Origin of the sequence: Photorhabdus sp. RM322S (assembly GCF_042879395.1) — a bacterium.
GTDB classification, from domain to species: domain Bacteria; phylum Pseudomonadota; class Gammaproteobacteria; order Enterobacterales; family Enterobacteriaceae; genus Photorhabdus; species Photorhabdus khanii.
On sequence record NZ_JBHFKW010000022.1, the window covers coordinates 1 to 18,402 of the forward strand.

Annotated in this window: 12 protein-coding genes and 3 pseudogenes; 6 read left to right on the forward strand and 9 right to left on the reverse strand. The window is 48.4% G+C overall.

Annotation, left to right across the window (positions count from 1 at the left end; translation table 11 throughout):
• Window positions 1–272 precede the first annotated feature (272 nt).
• Window positions 273–419, forward strand: a pseudogene (locus ACGF63_RS13890) (IS5/IS1182 family transposase); the annotation flags it as partial.
• 82 nt (window positions 420–501) lie between these two features.
• Here the strand turns inward: ACGF63_RS13890 and ACGF63_RS13895 are convergent.
• The 5 genes from ACGF63_RS13895 to ACGF63_RS13915 all read right to left on the reverse strand — a co-directional run bounded on the left by ACGF63_RS13895 (window position 502) and on the right by ACGF63_RS13915 (window position 3,905).
• Window positions 502–795, reverse strand: coding sequence for a type II toxin-antitoxin system RelE/ParE family toxin (locus tag ACGF63_RS13895; RefSeq protein ID WP_040150717.1), 294 nt, complete (start codon window positions 793–795; stop codon window positions 502–504).
• Complete coding sequence (locus ACGF63_RS13900) at window positions 788–1,030, reverse strand: type II toxin-antitoxin system ParD family antitoxin (protein ID WP_132356004.1); 243 nt, start codon at window positions 1,028–1,030, stop codon at window positions 788–790. The genes ACGF63_RS13895 and ACGF63_RS13900 overlap by 8 nt, the downstream gene beginning before the upstream one ends.
• Window positions 1,031–1,292: 262 nt before the next feature.
• A complete protein-coding gene (locus ACGF63_RS13905; protein WP_152962078.1) occupies window positions 1,293–2,624 on the reverse strand; it encodes an aspartate aminotransferase family protein in 1,332 nt (443 codons plus the stop codon).
• A 146-nt stretch (window positions 2,625–2,770) separates the two neighbouring features.
• Complete coding sequence (locus ACGF63_RS13910; protein WP_387631489.1) at window positions 2,771–2,995, reverse strand: hypothetical protein; 225 nt, start codon at window positions 2,993–2,995, stop codon at window positions 2,771–2,773.
• A gap of 13 nt (window positions 2,996–3,008) precedes the next feature.
• On the reverse strand, window positions 3,009–3,905 hold the full coding sequence (locus ACGF63_RS13915; protein ID WP_387631491.1) for a PhzF family phenazine biosynthesis protein: 897 nt from the start codon (window positions 3,903–3,905) through the stop codon (window positions 3,009–3,011).
• Between the two features lie 181 nt (window positions 3,906–4,086).
• On the opposite strand from ACGF63_RS13915, the gene ACGF63_RS13920 reads away from it, so the two are divergent.
• The 3 genes and pseudogenes from ACGF63_RS13920 to ACGF63_RS13930 all read left to right on the forward strand — a co-directional run bounded on the left by ACGF63_RS13920 (window position 4,087) and on the right by ACGF63_RS13930 (window position 6,237).
• On the forward strand, window positions 4,087–4,311 hold the full coding sequence (locus ACGF63_RS13920; protein WP_152962290.1) for an AraC family transcriptional regulator: 225 nt from the start codon (window positions 4,087–4,089) through the stop codon (window positions 4,309–4,311).
• Window positions 4,301–4,465, forward strand: a pseudogene (locus tag ACGF63_RS13925) (tail fiber assembly protein); the annotation flags it as partial. The gene ACGF63_RS13920 and the pseudogene ACGF63_RS13925, both read left to right, overlap by 11 nt.
• Before the next feature lie 605 nt (window positions 4,466–5,070).
• Window positions 5,071–6,237, forward strand: a complete 1,167-nt coding sequence (locus ACGF63_RS13930; RefSeq protein WP_036847238.1) for a cupin domain-containing protein — start codon at window positions 5,071–5,073, stop codon at window positions 6,235–6,237.
• A 76-nt stretch (window positions 6,238–6,313) separates the two neighbouring features.
• Here ACGF63_RS13930 and mcf read toward each other — a convergent pair whose 3' ends face one another.
• Entirely contained in the window at window positions 6,314–15,085 is an 8,772-nt protein-coding gene (gene mcf, locus ACGF63_RS13935) for an insecticidal toxin MCF (protein WP_387631494.1), read from the reverse strand.
• A 254-nt stretch (window positions 15,086–15,339) separates the two neighbouring features.
• Between mcf and ACGF63_RS13940 the strand changes: the two genes are divergently transcribed.
• Complete coding sequence (locus ACGF63_RS13940; protein WP_132355421.1) at window positions 15,340–15,651, forward strand: hypothetical protein; 312 nt, start codon at window positions 15,340–15,342, stop codon at window positions 15,649–15,651.
• A 113-nt stretch (window positions 15,652–15,764) separates the two neighbouring features.
• Here the strand turns inward: ACGF63_RS13940 and ACGF63_RS13945 are convergent, their stop codons facing one another.
• Window positions 15,765–16,877, reverse strand: a complete 1,113-nt coding sequence (locus ACGF63_RS13945; RefSeq protein ID WP_132355422.1) for a class II histone deacetylase — start codon at window positions 16,875–16,877, stop codon at window positions 15,765–15,767.
• 146 nt (window positions 16,878–17,023) lie between these two features.
• Between ACGF63_RS13945 and ACGF63_RS13950 the strand changes: the two genes are divergently transcribed.
• A complete protein-coding gene (locus ACGF63_RS13950; RefSeq protein ID WP_387631498.1) occupies window positions 17,024–17,191 on the forward strand; it encodes a helix-turn-helix domain-containing protein in 168 nt (55 codons plus the stop codon).
• A 35-nt stretch (window positions 17,192–17,226) separates the two neighbouring features.
• On the opposite strand, the gene ACGF63_RS13955 is transcribed toward ACGF63_RS13950, so the two are convergent.
• Both ACGF63_RS13955 and ACGF63_RS13960 read right to left on the reverse strand, forming a co-directional pair.
• A complete protein-coding gene (locus ACGF63_RS13955; protein ID WP_132355424.1) occupies window positions 17,227–17,808 on the reverse strand; it encodes a nucleoside deaminase in 582 nt (193 codons plus the stop codon).
• 400 nt (window positions 17,809–18,208) lie between these two features.
• A pseudogene (locus ACGF63_RS13960) lies at window positions 18,209–18,349 on the reverse strand (type II toxin-antitoxin system PemK/MazF family toxin); the annotation flags it as partial.
• Between the last annotated feature and the right edge of the window lie 53 nt (window positions 18,350–18,402).

Consider the following 18,402-nt stretch of genomic DNA (forward strand, 5'->3'; position numbering starts at 1 on the left):
CGGCACGATGGGAAGGCAGACTGATATTGGCAAAGTTACATTTTTTTTAAAAACCTGAACTCTGGTTAAGGAAGGAAAGAAAAAAGGAACTAAGTGCCTGAAGAGGGCATAAAAAAATGTGGGGCACTTTGTTCAGTTAACGATTAAATAAGTATTAGGGGCTGTTGACGTTTTGAGAGGACTTATTGAACAGCATGATGATTGGGTATAATTGCTTTCGCCAAAAACCAACCATGCCTTACCATCTGTTATCTGAATATTCTGATACAGAAGAGTGGCTGTTCATTGATGGGAGTATTGTGCGGGCTCATCAACACAGTGCAGGCGCGGCTTCTAAAGAAAATGAATCGAGAGGAAAAAGTCGGGGTGGACGTTCAACCAAGATCCATTTGGCTGTGGACAGTGACGGTTTACCCGTGCATATTTAACATAATATACATTAGGCGCACTATGATTGAATCCAGTTCTGATCTGAGCAATCGAAAACAATCAACCGTAGACTTATTCTGGAAAGTCAAGTATATCAACGTCCATCGACTGGTGAATGACGCGTGAAATGAAGATGTCGTCATCCTGCAACATGTAGTAGATGGAATGTTTCTTGAACTCGAAGCGGCGCATTCCTGCGCATACCCAATCACATTCCCTACCAATCCAGGGAGATGTAGCTAGTAGCTCGAAAGTTCTTTTCAGTTCATCGTGATAACGCCTAGCCTGATTTTGACCAAACTGCTGTATCGTATAACGGGCAATATGAAATATGTCCTCATCAGCCAATTCGGAAAACTTATACATTTAAGTCCTTCGCTGCCATTACAAAAATATCATCCAGGCTGTTTTTGCTGACAGGAGAATTCAGGCCAGCCAGCACCATTTCACGAACATTCTGAATACGCTGCTCGCGCGCCTCCATCAGGCGCAAAGCATCGCGGACAACTTCGGATGTGTTGCCATAACGACCAGATTGGATCATATCACCAACGAACCCGTTGAAGTGTTCACCAAGGGTAACACTAGTTACTCGTGCCATAAATCTGTCTCTCTTCATGTATTACTGAGTAATACAATTATAGCAAGGCATAATAATGATCGCCAACAGACTATGTTAATCCCAACACTGAAACGTTCTTTTGTCTCCGACCGTCTGGGGCTTATCACCGCTGAAAATCGGCTGCACATTCGCTGTCAAACTCATGATCGTTGATAAGTACGATCATGAGTTTCTTCCTTATTTAGATTTAGATAGCCATTTCTTCTATGACCTGGCTGCCGTATTCACGCACGTTCTATCATCATTTAATGTGATGTAATGTTTCACCGACAGCGTCAAAGAGACGATCCAAATCTGCCCTTTCCGCGTTGAACATAGGCCCGAATTGCAGCGTATCTCCGCTAAAGCGTACGTAAAAACCCGCTTTCCAAAGTGCTATACTGGCATCAAAGGGACGTACGGCAGTATCACCGTCACGGGCAGCCAACTCAATTGCTCCTACCAAGCCACAGCTGCGGATGTCAGTCACGTTTGGACAGTTTTTGAGAGCATGAAGGGCCGTTTCAAAATGAGGGGCAAGCTCAGCGGAACGCTGGATGAGATGGTCTTTATCCAGCAGATCCAAGGTTGCTAGCCCGGCGGCACAGGCTACAGGGTGTGCCGAATAGGTATGACCATGACTAAATTCCACTAAATGTTCCGGCAGTGGCTGAGACATAAAGGTTTCATAAATTTCACTGCTTGCCACTACGCCTCCCAGAGGAATGGCACCATTGGTAATTTGTTTGGCAAAGTTAAGAATATCTGGTGTCACACCAAAATATTCAGCACCGGTCCAGCGCCCCATGCGACCAAAGCCAGTAATAACCTCGTCAAAAATCAACAAAATATTATGCTGATCGCAAATTTCACGCAGACGCTGTAGATACCCTTTAGGCGGAATAATCGCACCGGCGGAACCACACAGTGGTTCGATAATAACCGCCGCGATGTTTGAAGCATCATGCAGTTCGATCAACTTGAGCATCTCATTGGCCAACTCCACACCGCCGGTTTCCGCCATACCTGGTGTAAACGATATATCGGCTTGTAGCGTATGGGGTAAGTGATCTACATCCATCAATTGTCCGAACATTTTGCGGTTGCTACCAATTCCCCCCAAACTGGTACCAGCAATATTGACACCATGATAGCCAAGTACACGGCCAATCAGTTTGGTTTTCGCAGGTAGGCCTTTCACCCGCCAGTAGGCGCGCGCCATTTTGACGGCGGTGTCTGTAGACTCAGAACCTGAACTGGTGAAAAAGACGTGATTAAGATCACCAGGTGTCAAATTGGCAATTTTTTCTGCTAGTTGGAACGATAAGGGATGACCGAACTGAAAGCCTGGTGAGTAATCAAGTGTACTCAATTGAGTAGCGACTGCTTTCTGAATTTCTGTCCGGGTATGACCAGCTCCACAGGTCCAAAGACCAGACAGGCTGTCATAAATCTGGCGCCCTTTATCGTCCTTCAGCCACTGTCCTTCGGCAGCAACGATAAGACGCGGATCGCGGTGAAAATTTCGGTTAGCACTGAATGGCATCCAGTGAGATTTCAGGTTTAACGATTCAGAAAAACGGGTCTCAGACATAGTTAACTTCCTCTCACAAAAGTAGAATTTGAGTTTAGTTCAACCTCCTATTTTTGCCAACAATAATTGTCCGATTTGTTATGTAGATATATCATGGTCTAGCATGTAGTTACCCCGTAAGCCAATTAAGTTACCAAATGGGTCTTCTACTTGACACATTCCCAGACCGTTTTCAATATAACCATTGGACCTCGATACAGCCTGGCACCAAGCTGCTGAAAATATTCAATTGCATCTTTAAGGTCAGGATCAGCTTGCACTATTTCCAGCGAAAATCCGTTGATTTTTAAAACCGTAAAATCGAATTTTTGAATCTGAGTCAAGCTAATGCCACAATGATATTTAGCGCGCATGGCGTGTTGTTCGCCCATTTTTGCGCGCTTCCTAAAGATGAGGGACTCTTTGGATCATGATAGTACCATTAATGCAGGTCACCGCGCTGCCACCGACAAAAATCTTACCGTCAGAATGACTAAGCTGTAGACTTCCCTGACGGCCAAGTCTTTTGCCCTGTGATGAATGAACAATTTTATCGTCAATCATAGCAATTTTTTGGTAACGCATGAATGCAGCAACACTGCCGTTTCCACTGCCGCATACAGGATCTTCATTCACACCACATGAAGGCGCAAAAGAGCGTACTTCAATATCGGCATCTGCCCCTTCGCAATAGGCACCATAGAGACAAATCCCAGTGATGTTCATTTGAATGTCGTGCTCACGCAGCTTGGTATAATCAGGTTCCGCTGCCAGAACGGCTTCTGCTCCTGTGGTATGGGCGACAATCCAGCGAGCTCCAACGTCAATAAGTGCAGGTGTCAACATGCGATCTAGCTGACAACCGAGAATACTTTCGAGGCGATCTGTTTGCCCGGTGCTGAGCGGTGTGATAGTTGGTTCTGGTAGTTCAAAGGTGATTGTTGTATGACCTTCTTGTGTTTCTGTCACGTTCAGTGTAATTAATCCCGCCCCACATTCTTGAATCAGTTGTCCCCTGCTCACCTGAATTAAGCCGGCTTCAAGAAGAGCATATGCAGTACCTATCGTAGGATGACCGGCAAAAGGGAGTTCACTGCCAGGTGTAAAAATCCGTACACGGTAATCTGCTAATGGGTTTTCTGCGGGGAGGACAAACGTAGTCTCAGAAAGATTGGTCCAGTTGGCAATATCCCGCATCTGTATCGGTGAGAGTTCCCTGGCATCCATGACAACGGCAACAGGATTTCCCTTGAAAGGCTGGTGAGTGAATACATCAACCTGTTTAAATGGTACGAAGGACATAAAATTTCCTTATATAGTGCCAAAAGCGAAAAGTAATTTGTAAGTGTGTCAGGGAATGATGTTAAGAACTGAAAATATGACAAAATGGTAGTTTGATGTCAAACAATCCATCATTATTACAGCAACATCGGTCAGGCAATGTTTCTTGTGCTCAGGCATAGTGATCGCCATGGAGGATGCAATGCACGATGATAAAAATAATGGTTATGCAAAACGGTTCAATAAGATATTTGATTATATTGAGCACCATCTGGATGATCAGCTTACACTTGAGCAACTGAGTGAAGTGGTGAATTTTTCGCGTTATCACTTTCACCGTCAATTTGCCAATTATTGCGGTATGCAAGTGGAAATGTGCTATTTTTCGCCAACAAGCCAACAAGCCAACAAGCCAACAAGCCAATGAGGCCATAACTGTATTGCAATATGCGGTTGAAACTGAAATGGCATCAGATGCTGAAAAGGAGTTATTACTGGATTGGAAAAAGTATTTAGTATTATTGAGTCGGATTGATATTTCATTGGCACTAGATATTAATTGGCCTGAAAAACCACAATAATAATAGCGTTAACGTTTTTACTGTCTTTAGATATTGATAAAAGGCTGGTTTTGTTAATCAGAATTTTAACTTAATAAAAGCTCGTCTAAAAACGAGCTTATCACTGTGTTATGAATAATGGGTATAAATTAAGGTGAGTTTTTTAATAATTTAATGTAGTGATTATAATAAAACATTATTTAATTTAGGGGATATATGAGTCAAAAAAATGATTTTATACCCAAGAAACTTCAAGATGCAGCTTTTAGCACCTGAAAATGGTCGTTAATTCTAGACATCAGCGAGTCCGCTATATCAGGTAGCGTTGTGGTGAAAAATTTGAGATGGATTTCATTCCCAATGATAAACTTCATAAATGTAATATTATAATGTTAAACAAATTTAATATGGAAATTTGATAATGAATTCCGTCAACATTTTCGGCAAGTGAATTTTTTTACAGGAATAAGCTTTTTTTCCTCATTCTAAGATTCATTTTTTTACTATGATTAATAAGTCACCTTTAATTTTTCCCTCTCGTGACAACGGTTAATTTAAAAAAATCAGATTGATATACATCAGCTTGCAACCATTCTTGCAGGTATCTATCCTTTGGAGAAAGCAATATGTTCTCACGTCGTGATATCTTGAAGGCATCCGCAGTTAGCGCGGCAGCAGCCAGCGTTATGGGAAGTATGATTAAATCCGCTGTGGCTGATGACCAACGTAATCTTGTCTTACCTGACAATAAACCGCCAGGAAATGCCAAAAGCTTATATAAATATAAATTCACAAACAGTAAAAAACGTGTATTGGAATATGGATGGGCACGCGAAGCCACAGTGGAGCAATTCCCGATATCCAAAGGTATTGCCGGTGTTGATATGAAGCTTGAACCTGGTGGTGTACGTGAACTCCATTGGCATGCTATTGCTGCCGAATGGGCATTTATGCTTGAAGGCCACGCACGTATTACTATTATCGATCCGGAAGGCAAATGTGAAGTGGCGGATTTTGGCCCCGGTGATGTGTGGTATTTTCCTAAAGGACACGGCCATTCTATTCAGGCACTTGAGGATGGAGCACATTTTGTGCTGACTTTCGATGACGGGCACTTCTCAGAATTTGGAACTTTCAGTATCACTGATTGGGTGACACATATACCGAAAGAAGTGCTGGAAAAAAGTGTCAATATGCCGATAGAGGTTTTTTCTAAAATCAAACAGGGAGAAGCTTATATAGTCGGTGGTGCTATACCGCCAAAACTACCCCTGCCGGTTAACGATGGAGGGTTGAACAATGCACCACTCACTCACCGGTATGAGCTCATGAAGAAAAAACCATTCTTCGAAAACGACGCAGGGAGTATTCATAAGGTGTCATCACTGGAGTTTCCCATTTCTACAACTATTACCGGCATTATAGAGATCATCAAACCTGGCGCAGTACGTGAGTTACATTGGCATCCTAATGCCAATGAATGGCAATACTACATTTCAGGCAAAGGGCGTATGACGGTATTTGGTTCCCACGGACACGCACAAACCGAGAAATATGAACCGACCGATGTCGGCTATGTGCCGCAAGGATTTGGTCACTATATCGAGAATATTGGGAATGTGGATCTTAAAGTGCTTGTTGTGCTGGATAACGGTATTTACCAAGATATCTCACTATCCGATTGGTTAGCTAAAACACCATCTTATCTGCTGGCGGATAATTTCAACAATCAGATTGCCGATTGGGTAGACCGCCCCAAGGATAAGCTGGTTATATCGCGCCGCAGGACTTGATATATCCCTTATCGAAGAGACAGGAAGAGCTTTACGCCCCTCCTGTCATGTCTCCTGCTAGCTCAAAACAATGAAGCTACTGGGTGGCCCAGGACAGTTCGAACAAACCATCTTTGGCCACTTCTTCCCAAGTAAAAACCTTGACCAAGTAATCAACGTTGATCACCGACGAGGAACCTTCCAGCTCGATTTGCAGGTGCCGGTGCGTCGCCGCTTGGCTACCGAACACCTTGCGCATTATCAGGGCCGTGCCATTGGTCGAGTCGGTTAGCATCAGGTTATCCTCGTGGCGGCTGACGAGGATTTTCTCTACATCGGCCACCGGCATGATCAAGCGATCCAGACCCTGACCCGGGTCATCGTTGTCAATGACGACCACGCGGTAATGCGACCATATCTCTTGGCTGAGGCGATAGGTGTCGTCACTGGCACTGCCATGCAGCACCACGCTGTCGACACCGGCGATCAGCGGTGGGAGCAGATAGTCCCCGCCCTGAAGCAACAGCGACGAATCAATGCGCTTGACACCAGTGTAATGGTTCAGCTTCTGCGCATTGCCGGCCTTGACCCGGTACAGCACTTGGTCCATCGGGCTGTACACGTAAGCGCCCTTCTTCCCGGCAGCGATTCCGATAAAACGCAGGTTGTCTGCGGCAGGGATGCCATCGCTGGAGAACACCTGACCACTGTCGACATCGAACCAGCCCTGCGTGTTATCGCCTTGCAAGGTCAGCACGCCTTTGGCTCGCCACTGATCAGCTATCTCAGCAAGTGCCTGTGGCAGACGAGCAAGGTTGTCCTGTTTCCAACCTTTGTCGACGGCAACCAACTGTAATTTGCCATCATTGGTTCGCAGTAGGATCTCGCCTTTTACGGTGGTCAGACGCAGCCCGGCATCGACTTGCTCTGCCGTCTTGAGGTGCAGTTCCGGCGTTAGCTCACTGGCAGCGGGAAGTTGCGTCGAGGCTTCAAGCACTGCGTCGGTACCGAACGCGGCAGCCAGTGCATCGGCAGTCATAGGCGGCTGACGATACAACTTGCCGCTGGCGGGTTCGAACAGTCGCGCACTGGAGCCGTCCGCTTCAAAACCCAGGAACTGCAAATGCTTGTCTTGCAGGGAAGCCACAACCACTTGACCGTTGTGGTACCACACCGGTAGCACGCTCTTGCCATCGGCACCCTTGACTCCGAACACGGCCAGGATGGCACTGCTGCCGGTGACGCTGTGCAGGTCATGCCACCAGTGGGTACGTCCCTTGAGCCAATGCTCGTTGACGGCTGCGTAATTAAAATGCCCCAGTGCATCAAGCTGGGCCACACGCCCGTCCTCGGTTATTGCGACCAGGTGACTGTTCAAGTTAATCACGTTGACCAAGGCCGGAGTGGTGACCCGCAATGCGCTCGGTTGGTTAGCGTCGAGTACCACCTGACCGGCTCCTTCCTGGCGGAACAGGGCCTTTTGTTCCTTGCTGTAGAAGAAAAACACTTCCTCGCCACCGGGCTGCGATATGCTTCCTGCTAACACCAGGTCGGCCGGGATCTGCCAGGCACTACGGGTCTGCTCATGCTCTTCGAAGCGCTGGGTCTGATCCGACGGGGGTGCCAGATTCGGCTTGATTAGTACCCCGTCACTGGTGCGTATCCAGTAACGGTGCGGTACGCCAGCCGCATCCACGCCGAACACCGTGACCAGCGCCGCACTGGTCGGCTTGATCAGCCGTGCTCCCAGCGTATACATCAGAGTCTCGCGCTGGGTACTATTGCTCCTGTAGCCCTGGAGTATGACCTTAAGCTCATCACCATGCCGACCGGTGCGGGCCGAAAGCTGGAGCAGCGCATCATCACCCACCGCACTAACCAACTCCATTTGGTCACCGAGGATCCGATAGCTCAGCTCAGCCTCCCTCTCCTTTAGCTGATAATGGCGTGCTAGGTAGACCGCATCCCCCTCCTGCCATAGCCGACTGATCTTGCCTGCATTCTGGTTGAACCACGGCTCAAACTGTGCGTCGACCTGCCCGGTGGCGATGTCTACCCGCCACGCCACTGCGTTGTCGGCATCGTAGAAATAGGCATGGTCGCCCATCACCGCACCCAGTTGGGCATGTCTGGCCTGCTCCTCGCGGGTATCGGTAAACAGCAGGCGGTCCTTAGCCACATCGTAGAAAGCTCGACCAACATCATGTCCATTGTGTCTGTAGTTCTCCACTACCACGTACTGTCCGTGCAACTGATGCGCCTTAGCCAAATCACTCAGGTGCTGCTCGATTTGCTGGCCGGGCATCGGCCACTTGCTTGCATCTTCGCTTACCACCTGAGCTGTCAGGCTGGCGAGATCGACTTTGCGCACCTCACCCTTACCGTTGACCACCAATATCTGCCCGTTCTGAGCCGGGTTGAGCTCTACCACAACCCCGCCTACCACCAATTGGTTCTCCGACACGCGGATGCTGTCACTGGCGAGTTGGCTACTGTCGATAATCCACTCACTGGTGACATCGTTCGTGAGCTTAACTTGGGTGCCTTTGTTGAGGCCGATCAGGTACTTGCCGCCCGCCCCCTTAATCTCGTAGCGCAGAAAGCCGTGCAGCTCCTTGGGCAGCTCGGGCACCACCAGTTGCCGGTTGCGCTGATCGAGCACTACCTCGACCGAGGTGTCGATATACTCATGACGAATCTTGCGGATCGTCTCCTCACCCGGAAAGATGTAGAAGTCGTAGTCAAATCGTTTGCCTTTCTCGAGCCTGCGGATCACGTCGAAACCTGCGTCGTGGCGTGTGGTAGCACCGGGTAGCAGCATGTATTCGTAGCTGATGTAGGACTTGGGCGTGCCCGGCAAGATCACCACATTGCTGTCGCTGTGCTTGAGGGGCTGGGAGACGTCCTTGTAACCAATGCCGCTGCGTACCTCGATAGCCTGACCACGGTCGTGGACCATTCGCGGAAAGTCACCGACCCAGAAGAAGTAATTAATTTTACCCGAACCGGTAGAGCCGGAATGGGTTCGGTAGATGTACTGGCTGTCGAAACTAATCTGGTTCTTGCTCAAGTCAAGGCTTTTGACTACCGCCCCGGCAAGAGGTACCAGTACCTTGTTCTTGTCGTCATAACGATAGCCGTTGTTTTTGTACGCATTATCGACTGTGTCGAAGTAACGACCCACCGCCTTAGCATCCTCGGCGACCGCACCAAAAGCCTGCGCCAGTGCCGTAAAGCCCACCGCAAGCCCGCCAAGGATCACCCCGGCCCCACCGAGTACTGCCGCGGCTGTCGAAGCACCAACCAACCCGGCTCCCACCCCTGCTACGCCGGTAACAAAGCTAGCCGAGTCGAACGCCAGCTGGGTACCGAACACTGCTTTCTGAACATCGTTCTCGGCGTGGGCCAGCTCATAGGCATCCAGACCGACCATGGCTCCGCCAAACAACAAACCAGCGCCTTCGTTGACGGTGTGGCCCAAGTTCAAGGCAAAGCCTTTGAGCGAGGTTTCGGCGGCCACCACTTCGCCGCGCAGCGCCGTTCGCACCAGCGCGGTGACCTTGACTACATCCTGCACGCCACCGTGAGCCATCTGGACAAAATTGAGGTAGCTGTGGACCTTGAGCGCGGTGGCTAGATCAGGCGAGGCCACTCCGCTTGCCGCATCGTGACGGTTCTTGTCAGAAAACCACTGGATCAGCGTCTGGACTGCAAACCCTGCGTTCAACCCGTCTACCGGCACAGCCTCGCCAACCCCACCGCGAGGCCGAATCCGGCCGTGCTCCAGGGTAAAGTGCTCATTCAGCACACTGATGTGCTCATCGACGAAACGCCGGAATTCGACAAAGGTGTTATCGTTGGTAACCAGCCTGCGGGTCTGTTCGGGTTGATCACGGTTGATGAATTGGACCCGGTAGCGGCCTTCCCCCAGGTCTTCGGTTGTGGCGATGATTGGTAGCCAGCGGTTATCCAGTTGGTATTTTTGCGCCAGCTGGGTACTGGCGGCTTCGAACCGTGCGCCCCATTGTTCGGCATCAAAGGTCTTCAGCGCCGTGCCCAGTTGCAAGTCTTTCGTGATCTGCTCTTGTGTACTCACCGCCTGCTCGATCTGACGCCGTTGCCCGATGACACTGGCCAGCTCCTCGAACCGGGCCAGATCGGCCACATTCAGGCCATTGCTCACGGGTACTTCAGCCATCTTGCCGGTATCGATCTCAATCAGGTTGAAGGCCGGCACCGAGTGACTGCCGAACAAGCCGTAATGTGCGGCCAGATTACTCCCCACTAAGTGCTGATCCATGGCCTTTGACAGACTCTTGGTGTTGTCGAAGGCAAAGATCCCGACGTTCGGGTCATAGAAATAGTAGCGACGGCCTTCGGCTGTGACAGCGCTCCCTACCATCATCGAATGATTCTGGGTATTGAGTGCGAATATCGAGGTGCCGGTCGTTGCAGCCAGTCGCGACACCACTTCGGACAAATTGAACTGGCCTAGTTCCGTGGAGGCTTGAACGGCTTCGACATTGGCGTGCAGCCTGAGCAAGCTGTTCTTAAGCAGCGTGGAACTGCCCGCTTGCGGGTCGGCAGAGGCGAAGAACAGCTTTTGCACCAAGCTATCGATGCCCACTTCACCACCACTAGCCAATGCCACGGCCATTGCCCTGACCAAGGGGTAGCAACGGCCACCGGATCGGTCACCAACCAGCGACAAATAAAAGTCCTGTGGCACCAGACGCTCGAAGACACTGCCTGCGTCATGGAAGTTCTCGCTGAACACTGCGGTCTGCCGCAGTACCTTGTCGATGTACTCGGCCTGGCTGGTTTCGGTGATGCGACCGCTCAAGGCGCCCCGTTGCTTGTGGGTGAGTTTTCCATCGAGAAACAGGCGCTTCATCTCCAGGGCAGACATTTTGTCATCTACCCCAGTGATCTTAATCTCACGGAAGTGGCGCAAGCCATCTCTGAACCCGGTGTCCTGTCCCCCGCGTTGATAGGCCTCGGAGGTTGCATAACGTTCGCCCACACTGCGGGTGTGCTCCTCACCCTGAATGGCCGTATCGTCAATCCTTACCACCGCAGCGCTGCCTTCTTTGTCTTTGGCCTTGATCTGCTGCCAGAGCCAGGTATTTTCGACAGAGCCAGCTTCACGCAATACCGGATCGTACTGTGTCCTGTAATAATCCTGTGTAAGATTGAGTTGCTTGATCTGCTGGTCGATCAAGGCCGTGTCGCTTGAGGTGTGTCGTGTTTCTTGGAGCTGGTAGCGCTTGCCCGCCACCTGGTCGATGTCGGCTTTGACCTTGGCCTGAACCGCTTCGCGCAACTGGGTCCATTCGGCGATTGCCGGATGATCTGTGGAAAATATTCCCTCTTTATAGACACCGTCGGCAACCCCTTCTACCGATACCCCAAACTGCGTCGCCACCTTCTTCAATTGTTGATGAACCTGCTCACGGTAAGTGGCGAATTCGGCCTGTTTGCGCTCCACCACCTGACTGCCGGCGACCTGAATCGAGAGTGACTCCGCACCATCGCGCAGTTTCAACCAAACCATCTGTCCGTCTCGTTGATATTCCTGGCGCTGGAACACCAGTTGCCATTCGTCATTGACGAACTGCATGTACGCCGCAGCAAGGCTCTCAGCGGTACCGGATACCTGGTAATCCTTGTAGTCGACCGCCATCACTACATTGTCGTACAGCAGCGAGCTATTGATCCGGCCGTCGTGGTAAACCCGGTAGGTATTGGCGTCAAGACGGGTCACTATCAGTGAGCTACCCGACAACGTACCAGTGAAAAGGAAGTTGCCCGGTTTTGCTGCCTGCTTGGGTATGTCCACATAGGCAGGCACCGGATTGGCTTGGTTCGGGCCGTTGTTACCGAGGAAATACGCTGGCACTTTTGCGGATATATCATTGGCATTTTGTCCGGTGTATTCCAACTCATACAGGTTAGGCGCGACCTTCACTAACTGAGCATGACCCTCTGCCGGCAGGCGGCCCGATTCGACCAGCACCTCGGCACTGATGGTATGGGTTTTGGCGAACAGTACAGGATCGACGGCAAACTGTTGGATGTCGGTGCTGCCTTGACGGGGTTTAAGTCTATCACCTATAGACGCCAGCCCAGCCTTGAGTTCGAGATCTTTCACCGCCTGCCCCAGCAGCGCCGATCTTGGACCAAATCGGGTAAAACGCGGAGGATGGAACTCGTCAGCCGTTGGCAATCCCTGATTGATGATCGGCAAGACTCGTGCCATCACTCCGTCATACAGTTCACCCTGCAATACCCTCTTGCTGCCTTCAACGCGGTACTTGTCGAACATCTGCAACAGATCCTTGCCGATACTGCCCACACTCTCCGGTTCGTAACGCGCAGCGACGTAGAGGGTTTCGAAAAACGAGTGATAACCGTTACGGATCATGAAGGCCGCATTGGCTATCTGGAACTGCCAGTACTGCTTGATACTCAATGCGCCACCGAACAATTCCGGCAAGGCATTGCTGACGGTCTGGGTGGTCCCGGAAATCCCCCCCACGAACGGGATATCCAGATCATTCATGTAGCGAGTGGCGTCATTCTTGGGGTCCGGACGGAACTGGTTGTAGCTGCGATACTTATCGTCCTTGATCAGGTACGAGCCATCGTGATACGTCTGCTCCTCAGAGCTGGTATTAAGGATCAGATACGGGTCGGGTTGATTCAGTCGGTTATTGATTATGACCCTGTCGGCACCCAGAACGGCATGAGGATTGACCGGGACTGTGGCCTTGGAAAAGCTATCAGCTACCGGACGCAAGACATGAAACAAGACCTGTTTTCGCAGGCTCCTGCCCTCATTGCTCAACAGTGCTTCCTTAACCACCGGACGCAGTTGCGCATCGGCGTTATCAAGGCCCTGGTGACCAGTCAACAACAGGGTGAACAGCTTGTCATCCAGCGAGCGCTCAACCGCAGCCTTATCGAAGAGCTGTACTTTCGGGTTGTTTGGATGTTGTGCCGCATTGGCGTTGGCGACCCGCTGGGTTTCCTCTTCAACGGCTCGAGTGCGCCATTGTTCGTACAGCGGTGCCAGCAACCCCTTGGCCTGGGCGATGTCACTTTGCACATAGCCACTTTGCAGGGCCTTGTCCACAGGCAGGTTCTTCACCAGTTTCGTCGCCAGCCCGAACAGCAACCGGTCATTATCGGTGCTCTGCCAGACCGAAGCGGCGAACGCCTGTTCCCACAGCACCTTGTTCAGGTTATTGCCCTTGATATCGCGTATGTTGTCACGGGGGTACTCCGGCGCCAACATCCCTGCGGGGGTGATATGGTTGCGTTCAAGCAAACGCACCAACTGCTGCTCGAACGCCATGCGCTCGCTGCTGTCTTTGAACAGGCGACTTTCCTTCGTACTGCCATCACGCAGTTGTTCCAGCTTCTCGAAAAATGCGGCGTTGTATTGATACAGTGCGTCGGTCTGCACTTTGTTCAAGTGACTGCTGCTGACCTTGTTGTTGTCAACGTTCATCACCCCAAAGGGCGTCGCGGACAGGTAGTCGTTGCCCTGAGGCATTTCCAGCAAGTACTGGCGACTGGCAAAACCGACCGAGCGTTCCAGCTCATGGATATTGACGAAAAGCCCGTCACGGTCCGGGTGGTAATTGCTCTGGCGAAACCCCTCCAAGCCGATAGTCTGGAAGCTGGTGATATCAGCATTTTGGTTGATCAGGTCACTCAAGGCACTTGCCAATGGTACCTCACGGGTAATGGTGGTATTCGGATCCTGTCCGGACACCTGAATTCCAATCTGGTTCGGTACCTTGCGGTCAACGCTGGTCAGCAGCATCTTGAGACCGTTACCCAGCAACTGCGCCTTGAAACCTTCGCGTAAGGTGCTTTCCGAAACTAAGTGGTTGGCGAAGTACTTCTCGACGAATTTGGTTTTGACCAGCACTGAGCGAATTGGCGCATAGGTCGGTGAGCGAAAGGATGGCGGCTCACTTTTGAGCCGGTATTGTTGTTGCCAAGCCAAGGAGCGGGCTGCGGTACCGAAGGAGAAGTTGAGTACCCCGTCCGTCGGCACAACCAACCTACCGTTCTCCAGAAAGAAGTCCTTGAAGCGGCCATTGGTGCTGGCATTGACCAGCGCGACGTTCATGCGGATGTAGCCGGGACGCTCCTCCATCATCAACAGTGAAATATTTACCGGTAGATCATCGGAAGCCCTCGGCACCTTGGTCAACGCGTTGAGGGCTGTGGCCTCTTCCGTAGAAGGTGCATTGAGCAAAGTGTTGTAGCGGGCATTGACCTCCTTGTAGGCCTGTAGCTCGGAAAACAGCGTCACGTATTTTTGACTAAACGTGGAGTCGGCCACCTGTGTGATCAATTGCTGTTCCAGATGTCTGATCTTAGTATCCAGCTTGGCCTGCTTGCCCGCCGCATCCTCCCTTAAGGTCGTCGCATTCAGGGTCTTGGGGTCGCCGGAATTGAGCATGACCAAAACCTTGCCCCAAGTGCTGTCAAAGTGCGTCATGGCCGTCTGCTGGCGGCGGTATAACCGGATGTCGCGCTCCAGTTGCTGTTTGTAGGCGTTGATCGCCGGCGTGCTGGGTACATTGTTCATCTGTTGCCGTCTTTGCTGCAACGTCTGCAACTGGTCACCGACAGAAACGGGGTTGTCTTTCATCTGAAAATGCTGGGCAGCCAACACACTTAGGGTGCTCTGCTGTATTTCCTGTAGCCGCTCTTTTACCTGCCTGATGTAGTCGGTACGCTCGTCAGGGCTCATGTTGAACCATTCGGTCTGACGACCCGCCTCCTTGATCTGTCTATTGATCAGGATATTGAGCAGATTCGTGAAGTCTTTGTTGGGTATAAAATCCATTACTATTTCCTTATATTTGTCGCTTATATTTCATTACATCAATGATAACAATGGATTATAGTCAACTATAGTTATATTTATATATTAATTATTAGTAATCTGAATTATTTATTAATATAATTATTTTAATGTAATCATACTCTTCAATCATATTGTTGTGTTTTTTATAAGACATTGAGTAAATAAAGTTGTCTCATATAAATCGGATTTTGACACACGGCAAAATGACTCACGCTAACTAACGGAAATTTACAATGAAAAAGAAGCAACTAAAAAAACTTCAGAAAGAACTTGATACATTGGGGCTAGTTGAAAAAAATCCTGATGTGGCCGGTTATGTGCTGTTTAACACGCGTAATCGCCGATTTGCAACGCGGGATAAAAATGAATTTGGGATGGTGATTTACACCGATGATATTGAAGAAGCCTATTTGACAACGTCACGATTTGCCGCATTAATGGAGATTGATTTTTTGCCGGAGCCAGACAAATTCGATATTGCAGTTATCCCTGTTGTTGATAACCCTTTATTTGGGTTAATGCTTAAAAAAACAGACTTTAATTAATACAACAAAATTTTGGACGGTTCCGGTATACGTGTGCCACGAATGCATCCGGTGACTTGATAGCCTTATAGGTTTGCTCCCAAGCTATGTGGAGCAAACCTACGCAACAAAGCTTAAAGACCGAATTTTTCTTTAAGTTTATCAAGCTGCTGTTGTTGAAATAGCTCAAATTCAGCTCTTGGCTGCTGCAAGCGTATAGAATCTAACATTGGATCTTTGACTTCAGTACGAATGCCGCTCATCTGTTCAAGTACAGCCAATCCACAGAATGGTACATAAGATTCCGCATACCCGCCTTCATGAACAACGACTAGTTTTCCGTCGCATAAACTCTCTGCTGTCTGTTGTACTAGCCGGGTCATCTCGCGAAAACTTTCACTATGGAGCTGCATCCTTGCCAAAGGATCCACCGCATTCGCATCATAGCCACAGGCAACAATAATTAGTTCCGGTTTAAAACGTTCAAGCGCAGGAAGTACTATCTGTGTCATTGCATAGATATAGCTATTATGTCCAGCTCCAGCAAGTAATGGGATATTCAGGTTATAACCTGTCCCTTCACCTTCTCCGATATCATCTTCACCGCTGTATCCTGGAGGGAAACAACCATCCTGATGTATCGAGATGGTCAAAACATCAGAACGATCCCAATAAATATGCTGAGTACCATTACCGTGATGAACATCCCAATCAATGACCGCAACTCGTTTTAAATCAAAACGTGCTTTTGCCTGTTCAATTGCCAATGGGATATTTGCTAGAAAACAAAATCCCATGGACTTATCAGGCAAACAGTGATGACCTGGTGGTCGAGAAAGGCTGTAAGCATTATCAAGCTCACCGTTAAGCACGGCTTCCACCGCAGCACAAGCAAGGCTGGCTGAGAGCTTAGCAATTTCATAGCTTCCCGGTCCCAGAGAGGCTTCTATACCAAGCATTCCTCCACCATTATCACTGACTTGCTTAAACCGCTTCAGGTACTCTTCCGGATGAATTTTACGTAATGTTTGCTCATCAATAGGCGATGCCGAAGAAAGATGCAAAGAGTGGCTCAAGCCTGATACATCCATCAAATTTTTTAACCGCCTTTTTGTTTCCGGCGATTCAGCATGTGCAGTTCCAGAAGCAGGCTGAACCCAACCACCGACAGGCAGAGTTGTTATATGCATGCCAGTACTATGCCAAAAACAATGTTCATCAAAGAAAAATCCCGTTTTTCGTTTCATTACCCCTTCCTTACTGTATTAAATTACATATCATTTGTGTCGCACCTATGTTTTGCCCATGTAGCGACAACACTTTTTCCCTGTCTATTATCTGCTTACGGCCAAATCTTATTCCTTTTAATCGTAAATCGCCAGCCGCTTTCAGTGTGAGAATATCGATTTGGTCGTCTTGGATCATACGAAAAGAAATTTATCTCCGTCGTCAGTCTGGAACCACGATTGGTCAGTTAGCGAAAAAATTCAAACTCGGCGAAGCGACAATCTATCGGGTACTGAATGTGGTTAAATTAGAACTTAAACATGAGGATAAATAAGTCATTACGCCATTCCTGGGTAAAAATAGCTTCAATTATTTACCTCTCTTACGTTCAAGAAACAACTTATCTGTTTCATTTGCCAAGATCCCACCGACTAAAGTTATCGGGTTGTAAAATGACGATGCTCTTTCTGCAATTTCATGCGCAGAAATATCAATCTGCCGGATCCCTGCATTACGAATAACACTGATAGATGTTGCCCATATCACTTCACGGATTCCGATCCAGGCTAAGGCGCTCATGCACATCGAACAAGGTTCTCCCGTGGTATACAGCGCAACATTCTCCCATCCCTGGTTACCATATTGAGTAATATAATGATTTATCGCCTGAATTTCCCCATGCAGAATAGGATTACTTCTACCTGTATTCACCCCACAACTTAATATTTCCCCATTATTTCTGTTGACTATTACAGCGCCAAAAGGATATTTTGGGTTCTTTATGGCCTCTTTTATTGCCTCCCGCATATATTTTTCATGTTCGGTAATTTCCTGTTTTGATAATATGTTATTAATGATCTGTGTTTTTTTCTCTCCCGCTTGTGTGATAAAAGACATACTGATACTCATAACACCAAGCGTTGCCAATAATTTTCTTCTGGTTTTATTCATGATTAATCCTTTTCTTAGTTGTAACTGTATTGACCTTCTATTGCGATAGAGTGAAAATTTAAAATTGAATAGTATTTACCATTAACAACATCATTTAAAATAAATAATGTTGTTGATTTATTATTTAACTCTATCGAAATCAAATATATATTATATTAAATTCCAAACTGATATATAAACCTTATATTCAGTCATTGAAATTGTCAAAAATATTAATCAATGTTTTTGCTATATATGATGACAATAGAATAGATTTTTATGTCTTACATATAAATTCTGACAATTCAGAAATAATTGGGAAATATTTTATTACAGACTGTAATTTATTATGAAATAACTGATAGTCATAAAAATGACTTAATTCAAGATATGAGGGTTTGTAATAAATGGAATTTCACAAGAGCAGTAACCCCACTTTATTGTTATAGGCAAATGGACTCAGCACTACTGCGGGGAGATGGCCTCCCTGCTCGTGTCCAGTCACAGGATCAAAGTCAATCCAAATAATATCGCCGGAATCAGGCACAAAACGAGAAACCATCAGATCAATTCCTTACCCACTGGAGAACCAAAATCCATTTTTTCATGAATATT